The sequence below is a fragment of the Streptomyces sp. BoleA5 genome (assembly GCF_000373665.1).
Classification (GTDB): Bacteria; Actinomycetota; Actinomycetes; order Streptomycetales; family Streptomycetaceae; genus Actinacidiphila.
Genome location: NZ_KB892135.1, coordinates 292,530 through 304,291, shown reverse-complemented (window position 1 = coordinate 304,291; position 11,762 = coordinate 292,530). Strand labels below are relative to the sequence as shown.

Sequence of the window (11,762 nt, the reverse complement as noted above, 5' to 3'; positions counted from 1 at the left end):
CGCCAAGGAGAACGGCACCGCCCGGGTGCTGGGCGTGATCCACCTCAAGGACGTCGTCAAGCACGGCATGCGGGAGCGGTTCGACGAGCTGCGGCGGATGGGNATCCGCACGGTCATGATCACCGGTGACAACCCGCTGACGGCCAAGGCGATCGCCGACGAGGCGGGCGTGGACGACTTCCTCGCGGAGGCNACGCCCGAGGACAAGATGGCGCTGATCAAGCGCGAGCAGGCGGGCGGCAAGCTCGTCGCCATGACCGGCGACGGCACCAACGACGCCCCGGCGCTGGCCCAGGCCGACGTGGGCGTGGCCATGAACACGGGCACCTCGGCCGCCAAGGAGGCCGGGAACATGGTGGACCTGGACTCCGACCCCACCAAGCTCATCGAGATCGTCGAGATCGGCAAGCAGCTGCTCATCACCCGCGGCGCGCTGACCACCTTCTCCATCGCCAACGACGTCGCGAAGTACTTCGCGATCATCCCCGCGATGTTCGCGGTCGCCTACCCGGGCCTGGACAAGCTCAACATCATGCAGCTGTCCTCGCCGCAGTCCGCGATCCTCTCGGCGGTCGTCTTCAACGCGCTGATCATCATCGCCCTGGTGCCGCTCGCCCTGCGCGGCGTGCGCTACCGGCCGACCGGCGCCGACCGGATGCTCCGCCGCAACCTCGGGATCTACGGACTCGGCGGCCTGGTCGCCCCGTTCGCCGGCATCAAGCTGATCGACATGCTCATCTCCCTGATCCCCGGAATCCACTGACGGGAGGCGTGCACCCGGTCATGAACACTTCCGTACGCAACTCCGCCCGGCTGGTCTGGAGCGCCCTGCGCGCTCTGCTGGTGCTGACCGTCGTGCTCGGCGTCGTCTATCCGCTCGCCGTGTGGGGGGTGGCCCAGACGGCCTTCCGCGACCAGGCGAACGGCTCCGAGGTGAGGGCCGGCGGCAGGGTCGTCGGCTCCGCGCTGATCGGCCAGAACTTCACCACCGGCAAGGACTTCGCCCCGGACCCCAAGTGGTTCCAGCCTCGCCCCTCGGCGGCCGACGCCGGCGCCGGAGCGGGGCCGTACGACCCCACCCACACCGGCGCCTCCAACCTGGCGGTGACCGGCAAGCCCCTCACCGACCTGGTCAAGGAGCGCAAGAAGGAGGTCGCGGCCTTCAACCACGTCCCGGAGTCCGAGGTGCCCGCCGACGCGGTCCAGGCGTCCGGCTCCGGCCTGGACCCGGACATCTCCCCGGCGTACGCGGACATCCAGACCGCACGCGTCGCCAAGGCCAACGGGCTGAGCACCGCCCAGGTCGCCCGGCTGGTCGTGGAGCACACGGACGGGCGGCAGTTCGGCATCCTCGGCGAGCCGACCGTCAACGTCCTGGAACTCAACATCGCGCTGAGGCAACTGGCCGGCTGACCCCCCGGGACGGGCCCCGGGGACAGGCCACGTCAGAAAGGCGTCAAGCACGGGGCGCCCGCCGTCAGGAGACCGCCAAAGGGGGGCTCGGGACGCGGCCGGCGGGGTGAGAGTGGAGGTGCGGAGGGAGGCCTGCGCAGGCCGCTCGGCGGTGCGGAGGGGGGCGGCGGAATGGCGCACACCGTCACCGCCGGGCAGCGGCGGCAGGTGCCACCCCGGTCCGGATCCGGACGGCGGTGGGGATTCCGGGTCAGGGAGAGGGCACCGCGTTTCCGCGAGGGCCTCCCTTCCGCGGGGGGATCGCCGGGCCGGCCGCGCGTCGCACGTTGGCGGCGTCGCTGCGCGGCCGCCCCGGCGCCTCGCGCCCGTCGCACCCGTCGCTCCGCGTCCCGCCCGAGGCGTCCGGCCCGAGGCGTCCCTCGGCTGCCGCCCGTGAAGTCGCGGGCCTCACGGGCCCGGGCGGACGACGCGACGACCGGACCCCGGGACGCCCTCGCGGAGCCCCCGCCGGGCCCTCGACGCCTGCCGCGCCGTTCCCGAGGGCCCGCGCCCCACCGGCTTCCCCGACGCGGGGCAGGAGGCGGCCGCCCTCGCCGGCGCGGCCGGCGAGGGGACGTCAAGGACGCGTCAACGTGTTCCCCCAAGGAACAGCACGCCCGTTTTGTCCACTGCTGGGACCATAGGATTCTTGGTGTCGGACGCGCCCGGAAGGGGCACGCCACGAGGCGGAACGTGGAGCCATGGCACGCGGGACTTTGCGGATGTACCTGGGGGCGGCCCCCGGAGTGGGCAAGACCTACGCGATGCTCTCCGAGGCCCACCGGCGCATGGAGCGCGGGACCGACGTCGTCGTCGCCTTCGTCGAGCACCACGACCGCGCCCGCACCGAGGTCATGCTGCACGGCCTGGAGGCCGTGCGGCGCAAGGAGATCGAGTACCGGGACACCGTCTTCACCGAGATGGACGTCGACGCGGTGCTCGCGCGCCGGCCCGAGGTCGCCCTCGTCGACGAGCTGGCCCACACCAACATCCCCGGCAGCCGCAACGAGAAGCGCTGGCAGGACATCGAGGAACTGCTCCAGGCCGGCATCAACGTCATATCGACGGTCAACATCCAGCACCTGGAGTCGCTCGGCGACGTCGTCGAGTCGATCACCGGCGTGCGCCAGCGCGAGACCGTGCCCGACGAGGTGGTCCGGCGGGCCGACCAGATCGAACTGGTCGACATGTCGCCGCAGGCGCTGCGCCGCCGCATGGCGCACGGCAACATCTACGCCTCCGACAAGGTCGACGCGGCCCTGTCCAACTACTTCCGGCCCGGCAACCTCACCGCGCTGCGCGAACTCGCCCTGCTGTGGGTGGCCGACCGGGCCGACGAATACCTGCGGCAGTACCGCGCCGACCACCGGATCTCCGCCACCTGGCAGGCCCGTGAGCGCATCGTGGTCGGCCTCACCGGCGGCCCCGAGGGGCGGACGCTGATACGGCGCGCCGCGCGGATGGCCGCCAAGGGCGCGGGCGGGGAGATCCTCGCCGTCCACATCGCGCGCAGCGACGGCCTGACGGCCGGATCGCCGAAGGAACTCGCCGTCCAGCGGACCCTTGTCGAGGACCTCGGTGGTTCCTTCCACCACGTCGTCGGCGACGACGTCCCCGGCGCCCTGCTGGACTTCGCCCGCGGCGTCAACGCCACCCAGGTCGTGCTCGGCACCAGCCGCCGGCCCGCCTGGCAGTACGTCTTCGGGCCGGGCGTCGGCGCGACCGTGGCCCGCGAGTCCGGGCCCGACCTCGACGTGCACATCGTCACCCACGAACACGCCGCCAAGGGCCGCGGACTGCCCGTGGCGCGCGGCGCCCGGCTCGGCCGCTCACGGGTGATCGCGGGCTGGCTGACCGGGGTGCTCGGCCCTGCGCTGCTCTGCCTGGTCCTCACCCAGCTGCACCCCGCCCTGGGCATCGCCACCGACATGCTGCTGTTCATGACCCTGACGGTCGCGGCGGCCCTCGCGGGCGGCCTCTACCCGGCACTGGTCTCGGCGGTCGGCGGTTCACTGCTGCTGAACTACTTCTTCGCCCCGCCCCTGCACACCTTCACCATCGCCGAGCCCGAGAACCTGATCGCCATCGTGATCTTCGTGGTGGTCGGCGTCGCGGTGGCCTCCGTGGTGGACCTGGCGGCGCGGCGCACCCACCAGGCCGCCAGACTCCAGTCCGAGGCCGAGATCCTGTCGTACCTGGCCGGCAGCGTGCTGCGCGGAGAGCACTCTCTGGGCGCCCTGCTGGAGCGGGTCCGGGAGACCTTCGGCATGGAGGCCGTGTCACTGCTGGAGCGGGCCGGCGAGTACGACGCGTGGACCTGCGCCGCCGGCGTCGGGAGCCGGCAGTGCCTGCGCCCCGAGGACGCGGACGTGGAGGTGCCGGTCAGCGACAACCTCTCCCTGGCGCTCGTCGGCCGGGTGCTGCCCGCCTCCGACCGCCGGGTGCTCTCCGCCTTCGCGGCCCAGGCCGCCGGCGTGCTGGACCGGCAGCGGCTGGAGGACGAGGCGGCCAGGGCCCACAAGCTAGCCGAGGGCAACCGCATACGCACCGCCCTGCTCGCCGCCGTCTCGCACGACCTGCGCACCCCCCTCGCCGCCATCAAGGCGGCCGTCAGCTCGCTGCGCTCCGACGACGTCGCCTGGTCCGAGGAGGACGAGGCCGAGCTGCTGGAGGGCATCGAGGAGGGCGCGGACCGGCTCGACAACCTGGTCGGCAACCTCCTCGACATGTCGCGCCTGCAGACCGGAACCGTCACCCCGCTGATCCGCGAGGTGGACCTCGACGAGGTCGTCCCCAAGGCCTTGCGCGGCGTCCCCGACGGCAGCGTCGCCCTGGACGTTCCCGAGACCCTCCCCATGGTCTCCGTCGACCCCGGCCTCCTGGAGCGCAGCGTCGCCAACATCGTCGAGAACGCCGTCAAGTACAGCCCGGCAGGCGCCCAGGTGCTGGTCGCCGCCAGCGCCCTGGGCGGCCACGTCGACCTGCGCGTCGTCGACCGCGGGCCCGGCGTCCCCGACGCCGCCAAGGAACGGATCTTCGAGCCGTTCCAGCGGTACGGCGACGCCCCCCGCGGCAACGGCGTGGGCCTCGGCCTCGCGGTGGCCCGCGGCTTCGCCGACGCCATGGGTGCCACCCTGCAGCCCGAGGACACCCCGGGAGGCGGCCTGACGATGGTGCTCACCCTCCCCGCCGCGCCCGGCAGCATCCCTGTCGCGCCGGACCTCCCGGCCGAGGCGACGACCTGACCGTGCCCGCACCGCACCCCCGCTCCACCCCCCTCACCGTGAAGGAAAGGCAGGCTCCATGAACCGGGTGCTCGTGGTCGACGACGAGCCGCAGATCGTGCGCGCTCTCGTGATCAACCTGCGGGCCCGCAAGTACGAGGTCGACGCCGCCCACGACGGCGCGACCGCGCTGCAGCTCGCCGCCGCCCGCCACCCCGACGTCATCGTGCTCGACCTCGGCCTGCCCGACATGGACGGCGTCGAGGTGATCCGGGGACTGCGCGGCTGGACCCGCGTGCCGATCATCGTGCTCTCCGCCCGCCAGGCCTCCGACGAGAAGGTCGAGGCCCTCGACGCGGGCGCCGACGACTACGTCACCAAGCCCTTCGGCATGGACGAGCTGCTGGCGCGGCTGCGCGCCGCCGTGCGGCGCGCCACGCCCGGCGGACCCGAGGACGGCGCCGCGACCGTGGAGACGGAGTCCTTCACCGTCGACCTGGCGGCCAAGAAGGTCGACCGCGACGGCGCCGACGTCCGGCTCACCCCCACCGAGTGGCACCTGCTGGAGGTCCTGGTCCGCAACACCGGGCGCCTGGTCAGCCAGAAGCAGCTGCTCCAGGAGGTCTGGGGCCCGTCCTACGGCACCGAGAGCAACTACCTGCGGGTCTACATGGCCCAGTTGCGGCGCAAGCTCGAGACGGACCCCGCGCACCCGCGGCACTTCATCACCGAGCCGGGTATGGGCTACCGCTTCGAGACGTGATCAGTGAACCGTTCACGCGGGCCCGGTACCCTTCGAAGTATGAGTGGTACCACCCGTTCGGACCGGCCGGTCGGCCGCTTCCGCAGGATGCTCGACCGACTGTCCAGTTCCCAGGAGGAACTGCACTCCGACGAGCTGCGGCAGGACACCGCGGACGTCGGGTGCACCCGGATCTGCGACTGCGCCGACCGTGACATAGTGACCGTGACCGGTACACTACGCGCTGTCACTCTGCGGCCGCGGGCCGGGGTGCCCGCCCTGGAGGCCGAGCTGTTCGACGGTTCCGCACCGCTGGACGTGGTGTGGCTGGGCCGGCGCAGCATCGTCGGCATCGAGCCGGGCCGCAGGATCATCGCGTCGGGGCGGATCTCCATGAACCGCGGCCGTCCGGTGCTGTTCAATCCCAAGTACGAGTTGCGTCCGGTCGGACAGGAGTAGTTGGTGGCGTCGATCGACAAGCGGACCGGGGCACAGCCCACGACCGGGCCCGAGCAGGGTCCGGAGCACGACGCGGCCGCCTCGAAGGCGGCCGCCGACCACGCCCTCCTGGAGGCCTTCGGCGGCGTCTGGGGCATGATCGACACGACGGTGCCCGGGCTCGTGTTCGTCCTGATCTACACGATCAACCGGGACATCCACATCGCGGCCATCGCCGCGCTCGGTCTCTCGCTGGTGCTGGCGCTGGCCCGCCTGGTGCGCAGGCAGACGCTCAAGCACGCCTTCAGCGGTGTCTTCGGCGTGGCCTTCGGCGCGGTGTTCGCGATGATGTCCGGCGACGCGAAGAACTTCTACCTGCCGGGCATGCTCTACACCCTCGGGCTCGCGGTCGCCTACGTGATCTCCGCGCTGGCGAAGTACCCGCTGATCGGGCTGCTGCTCGGCCCGATCCTCAAGGAGAACCTGTCCTGGCGGACGCGGAACCCGGGCCGGCTCGTCGCGTACACCAAGGCCACCTGGGCCTGGGGCATCATCCTGCTCGTCAAGTCGGCGATCCTCTTCCCGCTCTACTTCTGGGGCAATGCCACCCAGCTCGGCTGGGTCAAGGTCGCCCTCGGCATCCCGCCGTTCCTGCTCTGCGTCTACCTGACCTGGATCTTCCTGGCGAAGGCGCCGCCGCCGATCGACGTGATCGCGGAGATGGAGGAGGCCGAGCGCGCCGAGAAGGCCGAGCGCGCCGCCAGGGAGGCCGCCAACAACTGACCCGGCGCCCCCGCGCCGGCGGCGAACGCACGAGGGGCGGCCGGAACCCACGGGTTCCGGCCGCCCCTCGTCGTACGTCCCGCGGAGTGCTACGCCCCGGCCTCGCCGCTGCGTACCGAGAGCAGGTCCTCCAGCTGCTCCTCGCGGTGCGGGGCCGCGACGAACAGCAGCTCGTCGCCCGCTTCGAGCGCGTCGTCCTTGGACGGGGTCAGCACACGGTGGCCGCGGATGATCGTGACCAGCGAGGTGTCCTCGGGCCAGGTGACCTCGCCGACCCGGGTGCCCACCAGCGCGGCCTCCTCCGGGAGGGTCAGCTCGACCAGGTTCGCGTCGCCCTGGCTGAAGCGCATCAGCCGGACGAGGTCGCCGACGCTCACCGCCTCCTCGACCAGGGCCGACATCAGGCGCGGGGTGGAGACGGCCACGTCCACGCCCCACGCCTCGTTGAACAGCCACTCGTTCTTGGGGTTGTTCACCCGGGCGACGACCCGCGGAACGCCGTACTCCGTCTTGGCGAGCAGCGAGACGACCAGATTGACCTTGTCGTCACCCGTGGCCGCGATCACCACGTTGCAGCGCTGCAGCGCCGCCTCGTCGAGGGACGTGATCTCGCAGGCGTCGGCCAGCAGCCACTCCGCCTGGGGGACCCGCTCCACCGAGATCGAGGTCGGGTTCTTGTCGATCAGCAGGACCTCGTGGCCGTTCTCCAGCAGCTCGCCCGCGATGGAGCGGCCGACAGCCCCGGCCCCGGCAATGGCGACCCTCATCGGTGCGCCTCCTCAGGGCCCTTTGCGAACGCGGCCTCGACCTGTTCGACCTCGCCCGTGCGCATCATCACGTGCACCAGGTCGCCTTCCTGCAGGACCGTCTCCGAGGTGGGGAGCATGGCCTCGCCCAGCCGGGTGAGGAACGCCACGCGCACCCCTGTCTCCTCCTGGAGCCTGCTGATCTTGTGCCCCACCCAGGCGGTGTCCGTGTGCACCTCGGCGAGCTGCACACCCCCGCTCGGGTCGCGCCACAGCGGCTCCGCGCCGGACGGCAGCAGACGGCGCAGCATCTGGTCGGCCGTCCAGCGGACGGTCGCGACGGTGGGGATGCCCAGACGCTGGTACACCTCCGCACGCCGGGGGTCGTAGATCCGGGCGGCGACGTTCTCGATCCCGAACATCTCCCGGGCGACCCGGGCCGCGATGATGTTGGAATTGTCACCACTGCTGACGGCCGCGAACGCGCCCGCCTCCTCGATGCCGGCCTCGCGCAGCGTGTCCTGGTCGAACCCGACCCCGGTCACGCGGCGTCCGCTGAACCCGGAGCCCAGGCGGCGGAACGCCGTCGGGTCCTGGTCGATCACGGCCACTGTATGACCTTGCTGCTCAAGGGAGTGCGCGAGAGTGGAACCCACTCGCCCACACCCCATAATCACGACGTGCACGACCGTCCTTCCGGCTGCCAACAATTCCGGCCGATCCCTCTCAGGGTCTCAGACCGCGCCCAAAGCTACACACGCACGTAACCCCTCGACAGGTGGGCGGGGGATCGGAAATCTTGACGATCCTCTAACATCGCGGGGTGTCCAAACTGACCGACCTTCCGAAACGGATCCTGATCGGGCGGGCGCTCCGCAGCGACAGGCTCGGAGAGACGCTCCTCCCCAAGAGGCTGGCGCTCCCCGTCTTCGCCTCCGACCCGCTGTCCTCCGTGGCGTACGCGCCCGGAGAGGTGCTTCTCGTCCTGTCGATCGCGGGAGTCTCGGCCTACCACTTCAGCCCCTGGATCGCGGTCGCGGTCGTCGTGCTGATGTTCACCGTCGTCGCCTCGTACCGGCAGAACGTGCACGCCTACCCTTCCGGCGGAGGCGACTACGAGGTCGCGACGACCAACCTCGGCCCACGCGCCGGGCTCACCGTGGCCAGCGCCCTGCTGGTCGACTACGTCCTCACGGTGGCCGTGTCGGTCGCCTCCGGCGTGGAGAACCTGGGCTCGGCCGTGCCGTTCTTCGTCGAGCACAAGGTGCTGGGCGCCATCGGCATGATCGTCCTGCTGATGCTGATGAACCTGCGCGGCGTGCGCGAGTCGGGCACGATCTTCGCCATCCCCACCTATGCCTTCGTCTTCGGCGTCTTCTGCATGCTGGCCTGGGGGATCTTCCGGATCGCGATGGGCGACGAGATGCACGCGCCGACCGCGGGCTACACCATCAAGGCCGAGCACACCGGACTCGCGAGCTTCGCGCTCGTCTTCCTGCTGCTGCGGGCCTTCTCCTCCGGCTGTGCCGCGCTCACCGGCGTCGAGGCGATCAGCAACGGTGTGCCCGCCTTCCGCAAGCCGAAGTCCAAGAACGCGGCGACGACCCTGGCGCTGATGGGCGTCCTGGCCGTGACCATGTTCTGCGGCATCATCGCGCTCGCCCTCAACACCAATGTGCGCATGGCCGAGAACCCGGCCGCCGACCTGCTGGTGAACGGCAAGCCGGTCGGCGCCGGCTACACCCAGGACCCGGTGATCGCCCAGGTCGCCTCCGCCGTCTTCGGCGACGGGTCGATCCCCTTCATCTTCCTGGCCGGTGCGACCGCGCTCGTGCTGTTCCTGGCCGCCAACACCGCGTACAACGGCTTCCCGGTGCTCGGCTCGATCCTCGCCCAGGACCGCTACCTGCCGCGCCAGCTGCACACCCGGGGCGACCGGCTCGCCTTCAGCAACGGCATCGTGCTGCTCGCCGCCTTCGCCTGCGTGCTGGTCTACATCTACGGCGCCGACTCGACCCGGCTGATCCAGCTGTACATCGTCGGCGTCTTCGTCTCCTTCACCCTCAGCCAGATCGGCATGGTCCGGCACTGGAACCGGCACCTGGCCACCGAGACCGACCCCGCCGCGCGCCGCCGCATGAACCGCGCCCGGGCGATCAACACCTTCGGCGCCTTCTTCACCGGGCTGGTGCTCGTCGTCGTCCTGCTCACCAAGTTCACGCACGGCGCCTGGGTCGCCGTCCTGGGCATGGTCGTCTTCTACGGCGTGATGACGGCGATCCGGCGCCACTACGACCGCGTCTCCAGCGAGCTCGCGGCCGCCGAGGAGCACAGCGAGGAGGAGGTCAAGCCCTCCCGCGTGCACTCCATCGTCCTGGTCTCCAAGGTGCACAAGCCCACGCTGCGGGCCCTGTCGTACGCCAAGCTCTTCCGGTCGGACACGCTGGAGGCGCTCAGCATCAACGTGGACCCGGCCGACACCAAGGCCCTGCAGGCCGAGTGGCACCGGCGCGGCATCGACGTGCCGCTGAAGGTGCTGGACTCGCCGTACCGCGAGATCACCCGGCCGATCGTCGACTACGTCAAGAGCCTGCGCCGCAGCAGCCCGCGCGACGTCGTCTCGATCTTCATCCCGGAGTACGTCGTCGGGCACTGGTACGAGCACCTGCTGCACAACCAGAGCGCGCTGCGGCTCAAGGGCCGGCTGCTGTTCACCCCCGGCGTCATGGTCACCTCCGTGCCCTGGCAGCTGGAGTCCTCGGAGCGTGCCAAGCTGCGGGCCCGCAAGGGCGCCGAGTGGAACGCGCCGGGCTCCGTGCGGCGCGGCGAGGTGGCGGGCAGGCGGCGCCGGGAGCCCAGCGGACGGGTGTGAACCGCGTACGGCGCCGGGCCGTAGACTTGTCAGCTGCTCGTTCTTCGCCGTCCCCGTTCCCCACGTGAACCAGGAGCCCGTCCTGCCATGCAGCACCGTTCGAAGGCCCCCGAGGCCGACGCCCTCGTCGGCGAGCGCTACGAGGTCGAGGTCGGCCCGGTCGCGCACGGCGGCCACTGCATCGCGCGGACGGTCCTGCCGGGCCACGACCGCCCTCAGGTGATCTTCGTCCGGCACGCGCTGCCCGGCGAGCGGGTCGTCGCCCAGATCACCGAGGGCGGCCCGGACTCGCGCTTCCTGCGCGCCGACGCCGTGGAGGTCCTGGATGCCTCCCCGGACCGCGTCGAGGCACCCTGCCCGTTCTCCGGCCCCGGCAGGTGCGGCGGCTGCGACTGGCAGCACGCCGCCCCCGGCGCGCAGCGGCGGCTCAAGGTGCAGGTGATCACCGAGCAGCTGGAGCGCCTCGCCCACCTCACCCCCGAGGAGGCCGGCTGGGACGGCACCGTCGAGCCCGCCCCCGGCGACAAGGTCGCCAAGGGGGAGGTCCCGGCCTGGCGCACCCGCGTCCAGTACGCCGTCGACGCCGAGGGCCACGCGGGCCTGCGCCGCCACCGTTCGCACGAGGTCGAGCGCGTCGACCGCTGCCTGATCGCCGCCCCGGGCGTCTCCGAGCTGGGCGTCGAGTCCCGTGACTGGTCCGGCATCGCCTCGGTCGAGGCCATCGCCGCCACCGGTTCCTCCGACCGCCAGGTGATCCTCACCCCCCGCCCCGGTGCCCGGCTGCCCATCGTCGAGCTCGACCGGCCCGTCTCCGTGCTGCGCGTGGACGAGCAGGGCGGCATCCACCGCGTGCACGGCCGCGGCTTTGTGCGCGAGCGGGCGATCGACCGCACCTGGCGCGTCGGTTCCGGTGGCTTCTGGCAGGTCCACCCCATGGCCGCCGGGCTCCTCGTCGAGGCCGTCATGCAGGGCCTCATGCCGCGCAAGGGCGAGACCGCGCTCGACCTCTACTGCGGCGTCGGCCTGTTCGCCGGCGCCCTGGCCGAGCGGGTCGGCGAGACCGGCGCCGTCCTCGGCATCGAGTCCGGCAAGCGCGCCGTGGAGGACGCCCGGCACAACCTGGGCGACTTCGACCGCGTCCGCATCGAGCAGGGCAAGGTCGAGTCCGCACTGCCCCGCACCGGGATCACCGAGGCCGACCTCGTCGTCCTCGACCCGCCCCGCACCGGCGCCGGCCGCGCCACCGTGGAGCACGTCGCATCCCTCGGCCCTCGCCGCGTCGCCTACGTCGCCTGCGACCCCGCCGCCCTCGCCCGCGACCTCGGCTACTTCGCCGCGGCCGGGTACGCCCCGCGGCGGTTGCGCGCCTTCGACCTCTTCCCGATGACGCACCATGTGGAGTGCGTGGCGATCCTGGAGCCGGCGACGAAGGACGCGTGACCGAGGTCAAGTGCCTTGCGCGGCGCTGGAGATACGCCGTGGCCACCACGACCGAGACGAGCGCG

The 11,762-nt window shown here is 71.8% G+C and carries 10 protein-coding genes; 8 read left to right on the top strand and 2 right to left on the bottom strand.

The annotated features are described in order from the left end of the window. From B085_RS0135040 to B085_RS0135015, 6 genes are all read left to right on the top strand, one after another. Positions 1 to 763: HAD-IC family P-type ATPase (locus B085_RS0135040; protein ID WP_018563275.1), on the top strand; the 763-nt coding region annotated here is incomplete at its 5' end. A gap of 20 nt (positions 764 to 783) precedes the next feature. Continuing rightward, positions 784 to 1,413, top strand: coding sequence for a potassium-transporting ATPase subunit KdpC (kdpC, locus tag B085_RS0135035; protein ID WP_026251765.1), 630 nt, complete (start codon positions 784 to 786; stop codon positions 1,411 to 1,413). A 740-nt stretch (positions 1,414 to 2,153) separates the two neighbouring features. Further along, entirely contained in the window at positions 2,154 to 4,697 is a 2,544-nt protein-coding gene (locus B085_RS0135030) for a sensor histidine kinase (RefSeq protein WP_026251764.1), read from the top strand. Between the two features lie 58 nt (positions 4,698 to 4,755). Further along, positions 4,756 to 5,439: a response regulator gene (locus tag B085_RS0135025; protein ID WP_018563272.1), complete on the top strand. Its 684-nt coding sequence runs from the start codon at positions 4,756 to 4,758 to the stop codon at positions 5,437 to 5,439. Positions 5,440 to 5,478: 39 nt separating this feature from the next. Next, entirely contained in the window at positions 5,479 to 5,877 is a 399-nt protein-coding gene (locus B085_RS0135020; RefSeq protein WP_018563271.1) for an OB-fold nucleic acid binding domain-containing protein, read from the top strand. A 3-nt stretch (positions 5,878 to 5,880) separates the two neighbouring features. Then, complete coding sequence (locus B085_RS0135015; RefSeq protein WP_018563270.1) at positions 5,881 to 6,639, top strand: DUF3159 domain-containing protein; 759 nt, start codon at positions 5,881 to 5,883, stop codon at positions 6,637 to 6,639. A gap of 89 nt (positions 6,640 to 6,728) precedes the next feature. Here B085_RS0135015 and B085_RS0135010 read toward each other — a convergent pair whose 3' ends face one another. Further along, on the bottom strand, positions 6,729 to 7,406 hold the full coding sequence (locus B085_RS0135010) for a potassium channel family protein (protein ID WP_018563269.1): 678 nt from the start codon (positions 7,404 to 7,406) through the stop codon (positions 6,729 to 6,731). Next, a complete protein-coding gene (locus tag B085_RS0135005; protein WP_026251763.1) occupies positions 7,403 to 8,071 on the bottom strand; it encodes a potassium channel family protein in 669 nt (222 codons plus the stop codon). Before B085_RS0135005 ends, B085_RS0135010 begins: the two co-directional genes overlap by 4 nt. Positions 8,072 to 8,208: 137 nt before the next feature. On the opposite strand from B085_RS0135005, the gene B085_RS0135000 reads away from it, so the two are divergent. Continuing rightward, positions 8,209 to 10,257: an APC family permease gene (locus B085_RS0135000; RefSeq protein WP_018563267.1), complete on the top strand. Its 2,049-nt coding sequence runs from the start codon at positions 8,209 to 8,211 to the stop codon at positions 10,255 to 10,257. 87 nt (positions 10,258 to 10,344) lie between these two features. After that, positions 10,345 to 11,697 (top strand): class I SAM-dependent RNA methyltransferase, encoded by a 1,353-nt coding sequence (locus B085_RS0134995; protein ID WP_018563266.1) that lies wholly within the window; start codon positions 10,345 to 10,347, stop codon positions 11,695 to 11,697. Positions 11,698 to 11,762 lie beyond the last annotated feature (65 nt).